Origin of the sequence: Ciceribacter sp. T2.26MG-112.2 (assembly GCF_900492205.1) — a bacterium.
Taxonomy (GTDB): Bacteria; Pseudomonadota; Alphaproteobacteria; order Rhizobiales; family Rhizobiaceae; genus Allorhizobium; species Allorhizobium naphthalenivorans_A.
In genome coordinates, this window is the sequence record NZ_UEYQ01000007.1 from 133,333 (window position 1) to 148,697 (window position 15,365).

General features: G+C 60.1%; 16 protein-coding genes. 12 read left to right on the forward strand and 4 right to left on the reverse strand.

The genetic code is table 11. The features are described from left to right. Positions 1 to 2 precede the first annotated feature (2 nt). The 10 genes from DYZ14_RS13125 to ehuA all read left to right on the forward strand — a co-directional run bounded on the left by DYZ14_RS13125 (position 3) and on the right by ehuA (position 10,427). Positions 3 to 1,406, forward strand: coding sequence for an aspartate aminotransferase family protein (locus DYZ14_RS13125; protein WP_154721081.1), 1,404 nt, complete (start codon positions 3 to 5; stop codon positions 1,404 to 1,406). Positions 1,407 to 1,570: 164 nt separating this feature from the next. Beyond that, on the forward strand, positions 1,571 to 3,019 hold the full coding sequence (gene ehuR / locus DYZ14_RS13130; protein ID WP_154721142.1) for a MocR-like ectoine utilization transcription factor EhuR: 1,449 nt from the start codon (positions 1,571 to 1,573) through the stop codon (positions 3,017 to 3,019). A 67-nt stretch (positions 3,020 to 3,086) separates the two neighbouring features. Beyond that, the gene (gene eutB / locus DYZ14_RS13135; protein WP_154721082.1) at positions 3,087 to 4,106 is read left to right on the forward strand and encodes a hydroxyectoine utilization dehydratase EutB; all 1,020 of its coding nucleotides are present in this window, start codon (positions 3,087 to 3,089) and stop codon (positions 4,104 to 4,106) included. Then, positions 4,103 to 5,116, forward strand: a complete 1,014-nt coding sequence (eutC, locus tag DYZ14_RS13140) for an ectoine utilization protein EutC (protein ID WP_154721083.1) — start codon at positions 4,103 to 4,105, stop codon at positions 5,114 to 5,116. Before eutB ends, eutC begins: the two co-directional genes overlap by 4 nt. Then, positions 5,113 to 6,291 carry an ectoine hydrolase DoeA gene (gene doeA / locus DYZ14_RS13145; RefSeq protein WP_154721084.1) on the forward strand — a complete coding sequence of 393 codons (1,179 nt, stop codon included), beginning with the start codon at positions 5,113 to 5,115 and terminating at the stop codon, positions 6,289 to 6,291. The genes eutC and doeA overlap by 4 nt, the downstream gene beginning before the upstream one ends. Before the next feature lie 4 nt (positions 6,292 to 6,295). After that, positions 6,296 to 7,315 (forward strand): N(2)-acetyl-L-2,4-diaminobutanoate deacetylase DoeB, encoded by a 1,020-nt coding sequence (doeB, locus tag DYZ14_RS13150; protein ID WP_154721085.1) that lies wholly within the window; start codon positions 6,296 to 6,298, stop codon positions 7,313 to 7,315. Positions 7,316 to 7,373: 58 nt separating this feature from the next. Beyond that, on the forward strand, positions 7,374 to 8,225 hold the full coding sequence (gene ehuB, locus DYZ14_RS13155) for an ectoine/hydroxyectoine ABC transporter substrate-binding protein EhuB (protein ID WP_154721086.1): 852 nt from the start codon (positions 7,374 to 7,376) through the stop codon (positions 8,223 to 8,225). Between the two features lie 60 nt (positions 8,226 to 8,285). After that, a complete protein-coding gene (ehuC, locus tag DYZ14_RS13160) occupies positions 8,286 to 8,951 on the forward strand; it encodes an ectoine/hydroxyectoine ABC transporter permease subunit EhuC (protein WP_154721087.1) in 666 nt (221 codons plus the stop codon). Positions 8,952 to 8,964: 13 nt separating this feature from the next. Further along, positions 8,965 to 9,657, forward strand: coding sequence for an ectoine/hydroxyectoine ABC transporter permease subunit EhuD (gene ehuD / locus DYZ14_RS13165; RefSeq protein ID WP_154721088.1), 693 nt, complete (start codon positions 8,965 to 8,967; stop codon positions 9,655 to 9,657). Beyond that, complete coding sequence (gene ehuA / locus DYZ14_RS13170; RefSeq protein WP_154721089.1) at positions 9,654 to 10,427, forward strand: ectoine/hydroxyectoine ABC transporter ATP-binding protein EhuA; 774 nt, start codon at positions 9,654 to 9,656, stop codon at positions 10,425 to 10,427. Before ehuD ends, ehuA begins: the two co-directional genes overlap by 4 nt. A gap of 227 nt (positions 10,428 to 10,654) precedes the next feature. On the opposite strand, the gene DYZ14_RS13175 is transcribed toward ehuA, so the two are convergent. The 3 genes from DYZ14_RS13175 to DYZ14_RS13185 all read right to left on the reverse strand — a co-directional run bounded on the left by DYZ14_RS13175 (position 10,655) and on the right by DYZ14_RS13185 (position 12,949). Continuing rightward, positions 10,655 to 11,134 carry a VOC family protein gene (locus tag DYZ14_RS13175; RefSeq protein WP_154721090.1) on the reverse strand — a complete coding sequence of 160 codons (480 nt, stop codon included), beginning with the start codon at positions 11,132 to 11,134 and terminating at the stop codon, positions 10,655 to 10,657. 107 nt (positions 11,135 to 11,241) lie between these two features. After that, entirely contained in the window at positions 11,242 to 11,682 is a 441-nt protein-coding gene (locus DYZ14_RS13180) for an SRPBCC family protein (protein ID WP_154721091.1), read from the reverse strand. A gap of 115 nt (positions 11,683 to 11,797) precedes the next feature. Continuing rightward, a complete protein-coding gene (locus DYZ14_RS13185; RefSeq protein WP_154721092.1) occupies positions 11,798 to 12,949 on the reverse strand; it encodes a DJ-1/PfpI family protein in 1,152 nt (383 codons plus the stop codon). A gap of 137 nt (positions 12,950 to 13,086) precedes the next feature. Between DYZ14_RS13185 and DYZ14_RS13190 the strand changes: the two genes are divergently transcribed. After that, positions 13,087 to 14,058 carry a GlxA family transcriptional regulator gene (locus DYZ14_RS13190; protein ID WP_154721093.1) on the forward strand — a complete coding sequence of 324 codons (972 nt, stop codon included), beginning with the start codon at positions 13,087 to 13,089 and terminating at the stop codon, positions 14,056 to 14,058. 359 nt (positions 14,059 to 14,417) lie between these two features. On the opposite strand, the gene DYZ14_RS13195 is transcribed toward DYZ14_RS13190, so the two are convergent. Further along, positions 14,418 to 14,780, reverse strand: a complete 363-nt coding sequence (locus tag DYZ14_RS13195; RefSeq protein ID WP_154721143.1) for a hypothetical protein — start codon at positions 14,778 to 14,780, stop codon at positions 14,418 to 14,420. A gap of 280 nt (positions 14,781 to 15,060) precedes the next feature. On the opposite strand from DYZ14_RS13195, the gene DYZ14_RS13200 reads away from it, so the two are divergent. Further along, a complete protein-coding gene (locus DYZ14_RS13200; protein WP_154721094.1) occupies positions 15,061 to 15,327 on the forward strand; it encodes a hypothetical protein in 267 nt (88 codons plus the stop codon). Positions 15,328 to 15,365 lie beyond the last annotated feature (38 nt).

The following is a 15,365-nucleotide window of genomic DNA, read 5'->3' on the forward strand; positions in this document are numbered from 1 at the left end:
CCATGAATGCCAATCTGAACCAGATCGCCGAGATGGACCGAAATTCTGTCCTCCACCCCTTCACGCAACTCAAGGATTTTGCCAGCGGCAAGCTGGGCGATCCCACGATCGTCGAGACCGGCAAGGGTATCCGTATTCAGGATGCGCACGGAAACCAGTTCATCGACGGCTTTGCGGGGCTTTATTGCGTCAACGTCGGATATGGCCGGACCGAGGTCGCGGAAGCCATTTCCCGACAGGCCTATCGCCTCGCCTATTATCACTCCTATGCGGCTCACACGACCGATGAACTTGCAATCCTCTCCGACCGCCTGGTCAGGATGGCGCCGGGCAAGATGAGCAAGGTCTTCTACGGCATGTCGGGTTCCGATGCGAACGAGACGCAGGCCAAGCTCGTCTGGTACTACAACAATCTTCGCGGCAAGCCGCTCAAGAAGAAGATCATTTCCCGGGAGCGGGGCTACCACGGATGCAGCGTCGTTTCGGGATCCATGACAGGAATGAGCTTCTATCATGACCATATGGACCTGCCGCGAGCGGGCATCCTGCATACCGGTGTCCCGCATCATTATTGGGGCGCTGAAGCGGGCGAAACGGAGCTCGAATTCTCCAGGCGTCGTGCGAGCGAACTCGAAGAACTCATTCTGCGTGAAGATCCCGATACGATCGGCGCCTTCATCGCCGAACCTGTTCTGGGAACCGGTGGCATTACACCGCCGCCAGAGGGTTATTGGGAGGAGGTTCAGAAGGTTCTCCGGAAATACGACATCCTGCTGATTGCTGATGAAGTCATCACCGGTTTCGGTCGCACTGGCTCGATGTTCGGATCGGAGCACTACGGCATCGAACCCGACCTCATTACCGTCGCCAAGGGCCTGACCTCCGCCTACTTCCCTCTCTCCGGCGCAATCGTCGGCGAGAAGGTCTACAAGGTCATGGAAGAAGGCGCCGATCGCGTCGGCGCCTTTTCCCATGGCTATACCTATTCGGGCCACCCAATCGGCGCGGCAGCTGCCAATGCGGTTCTCGACATCGTCGAGAAGGAAGATCTCCCGGGCAATGCCCACAAGGTCGGCGGCTATTTCCAGGCGCAGCTGAAGGAAAAGTTCGCGCAACTCCCGATTGTCGGCGAGGTTCGCGGTGTCGGCCTGATGGGTGCGATCGAGTTCGTGGCGGACCGCGAAAGGAAGACGCGTTTTTCCCCATCGCTTTCCGTGGGCGCGCGCGTCTCGAAGGCAGCCCGGAGCCGCGGGCTCATTGCGCGTGCGATGCCGCACGGCGACATTTTAGGCTTTGCCCCTCCGCTCGTCACGACAAAGGAAGAGATCGACGAAATCGTCACTATCGCCGAATCCGCCGTACGCTCCGTCATGGATGAGCTGGTAAAGGCCGGCGAGAAGCTCTGACGAGCGCCGGGACAAGCCGGCCGGCCAGACCATACAGGCGACTGCTGGGGCCCAGGTCCGAAAGAATCTGAGGCGATTACGCCTCAGATTGCTTATCGCTTCATTTTCTGTGGCGACACGTGCATAATGTCATGAAATTTACGCCGATCAAGCGAGACAATTTCATGCGCCAGCAATCCAATCCCTTTAGTCGCGAACCGATATCCGTTGCCAAGCCGGTAGCTTGGCGACCTCAGCTCGCCAAGCAGAAGGGAGGCACGAAGCAGGCGGCCCTGACGGAACGTATCCTGGCGGATATCGACGCCGGCGTTCTCAAGCCCATGGATCGAATGCCAACGCATCGGGATCTGGCGCGCGACCTCGGGCTCTCCGTCCAGACCGTGAGCCTCTCCTACAAGGAGGCAGAACGTCTTGGATATCTGAGCGGAGAGATCGGGCGCGGCACCTTCGTCAAGGCACGTGTCACAGATCGGGCCGGTCGCATGATGCTCGATCACAGCACCAATGAGGTGCTCGATCTTTCCATCATCCGCGGCGTTTATCTAGACGTGCACGAGAGCGCATCCCGCGACGTCCTTCGGGAACTTTCAGAAGGGGACAATGCGAGCTTCATGAGGCCCTGCCGCCCGATCGCGGGGCTGGATCGCCATCGGGAAACCGCCCGCAACTGGCTGCGAACACTGAACGTTGACGCGGCTGTCGAACGCATTCTCATCACCAATGGTGCCGCCCACGGCATCTTTCTCGCGTTGAGCTGTATCGTGCGGCCCGGCGACGTTGTGCTGTGCGAGAACCTGACCGACCATGGCATCATCGGGCTTTCGAACGTGCTCGGCTTTGCCCTGAAGGGCTTGCCGACGGACGACGAAGGGATCTTGCCAGAAGCCCTGGCTGCTGCCTGTGCGGGCGGCGGAGTGCGCGCGCTGGTGCTCATTCCGACTCTGAACAACCCGACAAGCCACGTGGCGGGTGCTGAACGACGGCGCGAAATTGCGGCGATCGCCGAGCAATACGGGGTCTTTGTCGTGGAGGACGAAGTGTATCGGCCGATGATCGAGGAAGACCTGCCCTCGATCTGCGACATGATCCCGGACCTCGGCTTCTTCGTCACCAGCTTCACAAAGACCGTTCTTACCGGGCTGCGCGTAGGCTATCTCGTCGTGCCGCGCTCCTATTCCATCCGAGCAGCCTCCATCCTGCGTGTCACGAGTTGGAGCGGCACCTATCTCGCCGGCGAAATCGCAACCCGCTGGGTCGAGAATGGCATGGCGCAGAACTTAGTCCGCATCCAGCGCGAGGAAGCGCGAAAGCGCCAGCAAGTGGCCGCCGATATTCTGGGCGATCATATCGCGTCGAGCCATCCGCTCTCGCTTTGTGCCTGGCTCAAGCTGCCCCCTCACTGGACCGAAGAGAGCCTCATCCGCTCGCTCGCCAATCAGAACGTCGCGGTCACTCCGTCGGAGCCTTTCATTGCCGGACCGGGCCATGGTGGCGGAATTCGTATCTGCCTGGGCGGACGCCTCAACGAGGTCAGTCTTGTCAAAGCATTGACGACCGTACGCCAAGCGTTCGAACAATTGCCACCGGTCTACGACATTGGTTCGATAGGCTGAGACAGTGGCACGCCATCATTGAATCATTACAATATAATAATTGACATGCTTTTGTTTCGCTCTCAACATGACAATCATGAAGCGCGAAAATATTCCCCGATTGACCGACACGGACATCCTGCCAGTGACCCTGGCGGACATTCGAAGGGCGTCGGCAAGAATAGATGGTCGCGTCGCGCGCACCCCACTTGTTCGCTCCAGCACACTGTCCGGCCTTGCTGGCCAGCCGGTGCATCTGAAGCTCGAAACCCTTCAGCCTATCGGCGCTTTCAAGCTGCGCGGCGCGATGAATGCCATCCTCTCGCTCGACGACGCTTGCCGCCGACAGGGGCTCGTGACGGCATCCACCGGCAATCACGGGCGCGCGGTCGCCTATGCGGCAAGCGAGCTTGGGGTGCCGGCAATCATCTGCATGTCTTCGCTCGTTCCCGCCAACAAGGTCGACGCCATCCGCGCCCTTGGTGCGGAGGTCCACATTGTCGGCGTCTCACAGGACGATGCCCAGGAAGAGGCCGAACGACTGGTTGTGGAACGAGGCCTGACCTCAATTCCGCCTTTCGACAATGTGGACGTCGTCGCCGGTCAGGGCACGATCGGTCTCGAAATCATCAGCGACAGCCCGGATCTTGCCGCCGTACTGGTTCCCCTGTCCGGTGGTGGACTGGCTGGCGGCATTGCCGTCGCCGTAAAGGCCTTGCGTCCTCAGGCACGCCTCATCGGCATTTCCATGGAACGCGGCGCCGCCATGAACGCCTCGATCACGGCCGGACGGCCAGTGGCGGTCCGCGAGGAGGAAACACTGGCCGATTCTCTTGGCGGCGGGGTTGGCCTGAAGAACCGCATCACTTTTGCGCTGTGCAGCTCGCTTCTCGATGACGTCATCCTCCTCAGTGAAGACGAAATCGCCCAAGGCATCCGCCATGCCTGGCACCAGGAGGCTTTGACGGTCGAAGGCGCCGGAGCGGTCGGCATCGCAGCCATCCTGGCGAAAAAGGTCGAGCTGCCAGGCCCCGCTGCGATCATCGTGTCGGGTGCAAACATTGATCCGAAGCTTCATCAGAGAATCCTGGAAGGAGCCGAGGCATGAGCCGCATCAGCATCCTGACGGAAAGCGATCTCCGTTCCATCGTTCAGCTGGACAAATCCGCTGTCGATTGTGTCGAGCAAGCATTTGCAGCGCTGGCCACCAAGGCCGTGGCCATGCCGCCGATCCTGCGGCTCGACATCCCCGAATTTCGCGGCGAAGTCGACGTCAAGACGGCTTATGTGCCAGGCTTTGATGGTTTCGCGATCAAGGTCAGCCCCGGCTTCTTCGACAATCCCAGGCTCGGTCTTCCCAGCCTCAACGGACTGATGATCCTCTTCAGCGCCAGGACGGGACTGGTTGAAGCACTTCTGCTCGACAATGGTTATCTCACCGATGTGCGCACGGCGGCGGCCGGAGCGGTTGCAGCGCGCCACCTGTCACGGAACGACTCCTCTCTCGCTGCAATTTTCGGCGCTGGCATGCAGGCGCGCCTGCAGCTTGAGGCCCTCATGCTGGTTCGCCCACTGAAATCAGCACGCATCTGGGCACGCGCTCATGCAAAGGCAAGCAGACTGGCCGCTGAATTGACCCGGAAATTTGGCATCGAGGTCTCGGCCGTAGCCGACCCGCGGGATGCCGTGAGAAACGCGGATATCATCGTCACGACGACACCTGCCGAAAACCCCCTTCTGATGGTCGACTGGTTGGAACCCGGCCAACATCTGACGGCGATGGGATCCGATGCGGAACACAAGAACGAAATTGATCCTGCCGTTTTCGCCAAGGCCAGATACGTCGCCGATCGCATCACTCAGACGCGCGTTCTCGGCGAGCTGCATCACGCTATCAAGGCTGGAGCGGCAATGGCAGACCAGCATTTCGACGAGTTGGGTGCCGTCGTCGCCGGCAAGGCACCCGGGCGATCAAGCGCCGACGAGATAACCTTCGCAGACCTGACAGGCACGGGCGTGCAGGATACCGCCATTGCCAATCTGGCCGTCAGCCGAGCGCGGGACGCCGGATACGGACAGACAGTCGACAACAAAATAGACAAGGGAGACGCCGCGTGAGCGTGACGCTGAACTTTACGCGCGAGGAGTATGCCGAGCGCCTTTCCAAAACCCGTCAGGCCATGGAGGCTGCGGGGATCGATCTTCTGATCGTCACCGACCCGTCCAACATGCATTGGCTGACGGGCTATGATGGCTGGTCCTTCTATGTGCATCAATGCGTGCTGGTTCCCCCGAGCGGAGAACCTATCTGGTACGGCCGCAAGCAGGATGCAAATGGTGCCAAGCGCACCGCCTACCTCGACCACGCCAACATCTTCGGTTACCCGGATCACTACGTGCAGTCGACCGAGCGCCATCCCATGGATCTGCTCTCGCAGATCATCGATGAGCGCAAATGGTCGAACCTCACGGTCGGCGTAGAGATGGACAACTACTACTTCTCCGCCGCGGCTTTCGCTTCACTTCAAAAGCACCTGCCCAATGCCCGCTTCAAGGATGCAGCCGGCCTCGTCAACTGGCAGCGCTCCATCAAGAGCCTGACCGAGCTCGACTACATGCGCAAGGCCGGCAAGATCGTCGAGTTGATGCACAAGCGGATCGTCGATGTTGTCGAGCCCGGCATGCGCAAGTGCGACCTCGTCGCCGAGATCTATGACGCCGGCATTCGCGGGACGTCGGAATTCGGCGGTGATTATCCAGCGATCGTACCGCTCCTGCCATCCGGTGCAGACGCTTCCGCGCCCCATCTGACATGGGATGACAAACCCTTGCGCCTGGGCGAAGGGACCTTCTTCGAGATCGCCGGCGCCTACAAACGCTACCATTGCCCCCTCTCCCGTACGGTCTTTCTGGGCAAGCCGACACAGGCATTTCTCGATGCAGAGAAGGCGACGCTCGAAGGCATGGAAGCGGGATTGGCCGCCGCCAGACCCGGCAACACGTGCGAAGACATCGCCAACGCCTTCTTTGCCGTGCTGAAGAAGTACGGAATCATCAAGGACAACCGGACCGGCTATCCCATTGGTCTTTCCTATCCGCCGGATTGGGGCGAACGCACCATGAGCCTGCGCCCCGGCGATCGCACCGAGCTGAAGCCTGGCATGACCTTCCATTTCATGACCGGCCTCTGGCTGGAGGACATGGGGCTGGAAATCACAGAAAGCATCGCGATTACCGAAACCGGTGTCGAATGCCTTTCGAATGTTCCACGCCAGCTGTTCGTGAAGGGCTGACACCATGTTGACCGCCCTACCCCGCCCGTCGCCGATCACGCCTTCCGTCGACTTCAGCGCGAAGGGCGTGCAGCACGGTCATCTGCGACTGCCCTATAGCCGCGACGACAGCGCCTGGGGTTCGGTAATGATCCCGATCTGCGTCATCGCCAACGGGCAAGGGCCGACCGCCCTGCTCACGGGAGCCAATCATGGCGACGAATATGAGGGACCGGCAGCTCTCTTCGAATTGGCGCAGACGCTTGATCCGGCTGAGGTAAACGGCCGTGTCATCATTGTTCCCGCGCTCAATTATCCAGCCTTTCGTGCCGGCACACGCACCTCGCCGATCGATCGCGGAAATCTCAATCGCAGCTTTCCAGGTCGACCCGACGGATCGGTGACGGAAAAGATCGCCGACTACGTGACCCGCTATCTGGCACCCCTCGCCGACTTCGTCCTCGATTTCCACTCTGGCGGTAAGACGCTCGACTTCCTGCCTTATGCCGCGGCCCACGAACTGCCGGACAAGTACCAGGAAGCGCGCTGCTTTGACGCCGTGGCGGCTTTTGCCGCACCTTACGCGATGAAGATGTTGGAGATCGATGCGGTCGGGATGCTCGACACGACCGTCGAAGACATGGGTAAGGTGTTCGTCACCACGGAACTGGGCGGGGCCGGCACGGCAAGTGCTGCCTCCATCCAGATCGCCCGCAAGGGCAGCATCAACCTGCTACGCCATGCAGGCATCCTGCACGGCGCTCCAGATGTTCAGCCGACCCAGTGGCTGGACATGCCGTCGGACGACTGCTTCGCCTTCGCCGAGGATGATGGTCTCGTCGCCTTTGTGCGTGACCTTGGCGAACCGGTCAAAGCTGGCGAAACCATTGCTCGCATCTATCCCGTCGGCAAGACCGGTCTTACGCCGGTCGACTATCGAGCCGCCATGGATGGCGTGCTTGCAGCACGTCACGTGCCCGGCCTGATCAAGGCCGGCGACTGCCTTTCCGTAATCGCTACGATTACGGGAGAACCTGGCCGGTAAAGAACGCCACAAGATCCGAAATGGACAGGCAAAAACAATGAACCAGAGGAGAATTCAAATGCACATCACCAAGATCACGGGGCTTTCCGCTCTCGCACTGATCGCATCGATCACATCAGCAGGAGCCCTCACCCTCGAAGAGGTCAAGGAGCAGGGCTACATCCGTGCGGCCACGGCCAACGAAGTGCCCTACTCCTATATGCAGCCGGACGGCACCTCCGCCGGCATCGGTCCAGATGTCGCAAACGCGGTGTTGAAGAGTATCGGGATTGAAGAGGTCAACTGGACAGTCACGCCCTTTGGCACGCTCATTCCGGGCCTCAAGGCCCGCCGTTTCGATTTCGCCGCTGCCGAGCAGAACATCTCGCCCGAACGCTGCAAGCAGGTCTCCTTCACCGAGCCGAACTCGTCCTATGGTGAAGGACTTCTGGTGAAGAAGGGCAACCCGAAGGGCCTGACCACCTATGCCGACATCGCCAAGGACCCGTCGCTGAAGGTCGCCGTCGTATCCGGTGCGAACAATGTCGACTTTCTTCGGGCAGTCGGCGTCAAGGACGACCAGATCGTCTTCATTCCGGCCAATGCCGATGCGATCCCGACGGTAGAAAGCCGCGTGGATGCCTATGCCGCCACCGAGTTGACCGTTTCGGCGCTGGCCAAGGATCAGGCGAATGTCGAGCAGGTCGCCCCTTTCGAAGACCCGATCGTCAATGATGCACCGGTTCGCAACTATGGCGGCTTTGCATTCCGGCCGGAAGACCAGGAATTGCGCGATGCCTTCAACGCTGCCCTTGTCGAGTTCCGCAAGACGGACGAGTACAAGGCGATCCTTGCGAAATATGGCGTTTCCGAAGCGAGCATCGCGGCAGCTGCGGCAAAGAACGTGGCCGATCTTTGCACCGGCAAGTAACGGTAATGGCGCCCGGTCAATACCGGGCGCCATAAAACCTGAAACCGGGAGAGTTCACGGATGGATTGGACAGCCTATCTGCCTATGCTCTGGAAAGGCGCGACCGTCACGATGACGATCACACTCGCGGCGATTGCCGTCGGAGTGGCACTCGCCTTCTTCTTCGGCATCTTGCGTGTCGAGGGCGGTGCGATCCTGTCCAGGATAGCGCTTTGTTATACGGAGGTGTTTCGCGGCACCTCGCTCTTCGTTCAGCTTTTCTGGTTTTATTACGCTCTGCCCTTGGTCGGCCTCAGTTTCGAGCCGATCGCGACAGGCATTCTCGTACTGGCTGCGCATGTTGGCGGCTATGGCGCCGAGATCGTTCGAGGTGCGCTTTCCTCCGTCTCCCCGCAGCAACTGGAAGCCGCGCGCGCATTGAATTTCAACCGGTTCCAGACGCTGTTTCGGATTTCATTGCCCCAGGCAGTCGTCGAGATGATGCCCGCTTTCGGCAATCTGGCCATCGAGACGCTCAAGCTCTCCTCCCTCGTCTCGCTGATTTCCATCGCGGATCTGACATTCGCGGCCCAGTCGATCCGCAACCTGACCCTTGACAGCACAAGCATCTACTCGATCACGCTCGTCTGCTATTTCGCGATGTCGCTGGTATTGATGATCGCAATCAAGGGGATCGAATACTTCGTGCGACGCGGTGACGTCATGCCGCGTCCGGGCCAATCGTGAGGAGCCGGCTTCCATGATGTATGGTTATGAATGGGACACCACGACCTGGCTCACCTACACGATCTCGATCCTGCCGATCATCCTAATCGGCCTGACCGTGACGTTGAAGGCAGCGGCTGCTGGCTTCGCCATTGCGCTCTCACTCGGGCTGGCCTTCGCCCTGCTGCGCCGTAGCCGGGTCAAGGCGATCTCCTGGACGACCGCCTTTGTCGTCGAGTTTCTCCGCGACACCCCACTTCTGGTGCAACTCTTTTTCCTCTATTACGTGCTTCCCGAGTTCGGCATCGTCCTGCCGGCCTTTCTCACAGGCGCATTGGCGCTAGGATTGCAGTACGCAGCCTACACCTCGGAAGTCTATCGCGGCGGCATAGAGGCCGTGCACCGCGGTCAATGGGAGGCAGCAACCGCACTCAATCTGACGCGCATGCAAGCCTATCGAGACATCATCCTCCCCCAGGCCGTCCCGCGCATCGTGCCGGCGATGGGCAACTATATGGTTGCGATGATCAAGGAAACGCCCATTCTTTCCGTCGTCACCGTTCTCGAGATGATGGGCCTCGCCAACATGATCGGCGAACGCACGTTCGAATACCTCGTGCCGCTGACGCTTGTCGGCCTCATCTTCCTCCTCCTGACGTTGATCTGCTCGGCAGGCCTCCATCGCCTGCAGAAAGCTCTTCCAAAAGCAGGGATACCCATGCGATGACCGATAACAAACCCATCATAGAATTTTCCAATGTCACGAAACGCTTCGGCATTCTGACGGTGCTCGACCAGTTCAATTTCAGCGTGGCGAAGGGCGAGAAGGTCACGCTCATCGGCCCGTCCGGATCGGGGAAATCCACTGTCTTGCGCATCCTGATGACGCTCGAGCCCTTCCAGGAAGGTAGCTTGAAGCTCGCCGACATGTCCTACCATGAAGAGCGCGGCAAAGGCCCATTTCAGGCGTCGGAAAAACATCTGCGCGAGATCCGTGGACATGTGGGCATGGTCTTCCAGAGCTTTAATCTTTTCCCTCACATGACTGTTCTGCGCAATGTGGTTGAAGCCCCGGTCCGAGTCCTCGGCATGTCGCGGGCCGAAGCGGAAGCACGCGCTATCGAACTGCTCGACATGGTGGGATTGGCGGACAAGAAGGACCACTACCCGGTACAGCTATCCGGCGGACAGCAGCAGCGCGTCGCGATCGCCCGCGCGCTCGCCATGCGCCCGCGCGTTCTCCTCTTTGATGAACCGACATCGGCGCTGGATCCTCAATTGGTCGGCGAAGTGCTTTCAGTCATCCGCGGTCTCGCACATGAGCACGATTTGACCATGCTGCTCGTCACTCACGAGATGCGTTTTGCGCGCGAGGTGTCGGACCGGGTCTGCTTCTTCGACAAGGGTCGCATCTGCGAACAGGGTACACCCGAGGAGATTTTCGGAACGCCCAAGGAGGAGCGAACGCGCGAGTTTCTGTCCTCGGTGCTGGCCTAGACATTCAGAGCATTGATCGGTTCTATCCCGGGAATTTTTGCACAGGAGCTGAGAATCTTGGTGGTCTGCCAGCAGCGACTAAGCGATTTGCTCGGGCGGCGATTTTCGACTGGTCATCGCCGCCGAAGTGTTCATCGGAAAACCAAGGAGGTGCCGAGAACCTCCGCAGCACCGATTTGCGTGCGTCTTCCGACCACGCCAGTAGCGGTCCTGGTCGACAAGAACAGTCAGCCGAACCTCGCCGCCTCGATTGCCGCGACATCGATTTTCGTCATCTCCAACATCGCCTCAAACGCGCGTTTTGCCTCGTCACCTCCGATAGCCATCGCCTCGGTCAACACGCGCGGCGTGATTTGCCAGGAGATGCCCCACTTGTCCTTGCACCAGCCGCACACGCTTTCCTCGCCGCCATTGCCGACAAGGGCGTTCCAGTAGCGGTCCGTCTCCTCCTGATCATTCGTGGCGATCTGGAAGGAAAAGGCTTCGTTGTGCTTGAATGTGGGGCCACCATTGAGGCCGATGCAGGGAATGCCGGCGACGGTGAATTCGACCGTCAGCACGTCGCCGGCCTTGCCGGATGGATAGTCACTGGGAGCGCGCAGGATCGCGCCCACCGAGCTGTCGGGAAACGTCTCTGCGTAAAAACCGGCAGCAGCCTCGGCGTCCTTGTCGAACCAGAGGCAGATCGTGTTTTTTGCGGTCAGCATTGCTCAGCCTTTCTGTACCAAGTGAAGTCAGATCAGTTCCACACGGGATTACATGTCGTGATCCTGCGCGGTTCCGTTGTCGCTTCGGAACCGTAGGCGGGCAGCGCCTACGGGATCTCTGGCTCGACGAGTTTCTTGAGCTTGTGCAGGGAATCCTGCCAGCCGAGATAGCACGCCTCCGCGGGGATGATATCCGGCACGCCCTGCTGCTCGATGTGCATCTCGGTGCCGACAGATACAGCCTTCAGGTTCACCGTGACCATCATCTCGCCCGGCAGGTTGGGATCGTCGAACCTGTCGGTGTAGACGAGACGTTCACCTGGAACGAGTTCGAGATAAGTCCCGCCGAAAGAGTGGCCGTGGCCCGTCGTGAAGTTGCGGAACGACATCCTGTGATGGCCACCAACCTTCGGTTCCAGCTCATGGACGGTGCAGATGAACCCATAGGGCGGAAGCCAGCTCGCCACCGCGTCCGGTTCGAGGAACGCGCGGTAGAGCTTATCGGGTTTGGCGGCGATGACGCGGTGTAGACGGATCGTACTGGGCATGGTTTTCTCCTTCTGATTCGGTTTCTTTGGTTTGGGCAGGCTTATGGTCATGACGAACGGAGACCCGTGGAATCGACATGGGGTTATAAAGATCCGACAGCTCACCCGATTTGCTTCACCGGCCCACAGTTTGCCGCGGATATTCCAACTGCATGGCAACCACATCGGTGGTGCCGAGGCCGAGACGCGTCGCGATTGCATCAAGCGTGAGATCAAGCGCCTCTGCCGGCTTGCGGTCGGGAAACGTCGACACTTGGCGGCTATCCGGCCAGTCCGCCTCCGCCTTGTCGGGCACGATGCGGACGCCGTTCATGGTCGTCACAGCGTCCGGCGACGCGGCGAAACTTGTCGCATGCGAACGATAGGTCCGTGACCAGGCGTCTGCCACCAACGCCAAGGACACTTCGTCCATGCCCGATTGAAGCCTGATGCCGAGTTCTTCCCGGTTCCAGAAGGCCAACCTGTTGGCAAGCACTGTTCTCGCGAAGGGGCGGGTGAGCCTGAACCTGCCGCTCGCATGCCGCGCGCTCCATTGTTCGACGCCAAGCTCGCGGGCGGTCGATTCGGCCTTAGTGCGGCCGGCGATCGCTTCGATCAGCGTCAGCATCATCGGTATCGAGGCAGAGATGCCAGTCGTCGTCACGACCCCTTCGTCGGCCACCATCCGGCGATCCGGGACATAGCGGATGGTCGGGCTGTGCGTCAGCATCTCGTCGAGATAGTACCAGTGCGTCGTCGCACGCTTGTCGTTGAGCAAGCCGGCCGCCCCAACGACCTTCGCGCCAGCACAGATGCCAATGATTTTCGCGCCTTTCTTCGCCTGCTCCCACAGCCAAGCCAGCGCCATGGGATCGTCATCGCGGCTCATAGCGGGTACGATGACAAAGTCGGCACCCTCGGGATGCGCGGCATCGAACTGTGCGATCGTCGCATCCGGTTCGACCGTAAGCGCCGGAAAGAGCCGCACCGGGCCTGAATCGATGGCTAACATTGTCACGTCAGCCACGCCGGCACGTCGCAGGATGCCGGTAGGCACGATGTAGTCTGTCGTCTCGGTGGCATTGTTGATGCCGACCACCGCGATCAACGGGCGCTCTCGTTTCATCGGCCGGAGCGAAGCGAGCATGGCGTCTGCCTCTTCCCGCGGAACAGCCGGCGCCACTGCCGTCTCCGTCGCGGCCGGCAGAGCGAGCATCCAGCCTGCGAAGCCCACCATGGACAGGAGCACCAGGATGACACCGGCCCAGATCAGATACGTCTTGAACATGGCTCTGTCTCTCCATGTAAGCAGGAGTGGGAATGGCCTTTGAGCGGTCGGTCGCTCGCCCCTTTGTCGCCTCTGCGGTCTCATCATAGCAGTGGGCTCACTTGGCAGAAATGACAAAGACATGCTATTTTCTGCCAATGCATCATGTTGTCTTCATCGTCTATCCGGGCTTCGAGCTGCTCGACGTTTCGGGGCCGACTTCGGTCTTCAACGGCGCCAATCGCGCCCTTGACCAGCGCGGAGAGCCCGTATTCTACAGAGTAGAGCTCGCATCGGCTCAAGGTGGCGCAGTCGAAAGCAGTAGCGGTCTCAGGATGGAGACCCGGCCGATCCCCGATTTGCGGTCTGCAGAAGTCGGAACGGTGCTGATCGCGGGAGCCGAGCGCGAGAGCCTTCTTTGCGCCGTTGGAGACACGGTCCTGCGGAAGGCCGTGCCGAAGCTGGCCGCGACAGCGGATCGGTTTGGCGCAGTTTGTTCCGGAGGCTTTTTGCTTGCGGCGCTCGGATTACTCGACGGGTGTCGCATCGCGACCCACTGGGATTCCTGCAAGCCCCTGGCCCGGGCCTTTCCAGGGGTCACGGTAGATCCGGACTCGCTCTATGTCGTCGACGGCAGGCTCTGGACATCGGCCGGAGTAACGACCGGCATCGACATGGCGCTGGCGATGGTCGCGCGCGATCTTGACGCAGCGATTGCCGGCGAAGTCGCCAAACGGCTGGTGCTCTATGCCCGACGCCCCGGCCACCAATCGCAGTTCAGCCCGGTGCTCAACGCGCAGGCAAAGGGAGACAGCCCGTTTGCCGAACTGATCGGCTGGATAAACTCAAACCTCGACGCGCCCCTGGACGTCCCCTCGCTCGCCGCTCGCGCGTGCCTCAGCGAACGCACCTTCCACCGCAAGTTCGTTGCAGCGACCGGCGAGACGCCGGCGCGCTTCGTCGAGACCGCCCGGCTCGACACCGCCCGCATGCTTCTCACGCGCGGGCTATCACTGAAATCGGTCGCGGCGCAGGTCGGCCTCTTCCCGCCCGCGCGTCTCACAGAAGCCTTCGAGCGCCGCTTTGGCATGAAGCCGCGCCTTTTTCGCGACATGCACGCTGAGCTGTAAACGCGCGCGCCCGGCGAAACGTGCCATGGCCGGCAACTATCCAGCCTTAATGACGGCACAGGCAGAACAGCCAACAAGCTTGCCTACGGCAGCGACCACCGCATTGCGGCGCTCCACTTCACCGCATGAACAGGGCGGAGACGGCATGGAGAACGACTGCGACTGCCAAAGCGCGCTCGACAATTCCACCAGCCGCGAAGGTTCGGCCGAAAGAGCATCTCCGCATCGAACCCTTCTGACATAAGGCGATCAGCAGCTGTCATGCCGAAAGCAGCGCTTCCGCAAGCGATGTAACACACAGCGTCGAAGAACAGATTGACTGGATTTCGTCTGCCCTCAATATCGGAAGAAGGGTAAATTCAAGCCCCTGCGACTTCACCCACGTCATCCAACAGGAAGTGGATCACGACGTAACGGGTCGAATACGTTCTGCCGCTCTCCGTGACACTTTTCACAATTCCTCCGTCAGCCGGATGCCACCTGCTGTAGTGAGGATTGTTGACGATCAGCGTGACAGCCTTGCCCGCGAATTTTCCTTGGAGTCGATGACGGGCCTCTGCGAATGGCCAAATGCGCTCGTAGTCTTCCTGTGAGAGGCGAACTTTCAATGCCAGCCGATGTATCGCCTCACTGGCAGAACCGTCATCGCGTTTACCCGCATCACTGTCGAGCGTTACTTCCTCTGCCTCGTCGAAAATGAAGCTAAATTCATCGGGCCACATGCGTCTCATCAAATTGCTCCTCCCGAGCGTTTCTCTGAAGTGTATCGCGTCTGGCAATGGAAACAACGGATGAATGCATCGACTGCTTCAACCCAACAGAGATGCGCGCGTAGCGCCTCGTTTGACCAGGGACGCGGAAGCGGCCCGCGAGATCCCGCTCGACTTCATCAGCCATGGCCTTTGGCCGAGCATCCGAGCGCCCATCAGGAACAAATCGCCCCTGATCGGGTTCCATCTTCGCCACTACTGAGGCGAAAGCTCATGAATGAAGGAGGCTGACGTGAGTGAATCCAAGCAGACAACCGATCGAAAGACCATCCAGTCCTGGGTAGAAGCCCGTGGCGGCCGGCCTTCCAAGGTCAAGGGCAGCAAGGAGGGTGGCATCCTGCGCATCGACTTCGGCGAGGCGGAAGACGATTTGGTGGAAATCCAATGGGACGAATTCTTCGAGATCTTCGACCACTCGAAGCTCGCCTTCCTGTATCAGGAAGAGGTTGGCAGCGGCAAGAAAAGCCGGTTCAACAAGTTCGTTTCCCGCGAACAGTGAGTGTTGAGGCGGTGAAACTCTTCTTGATCGCGCTCAAG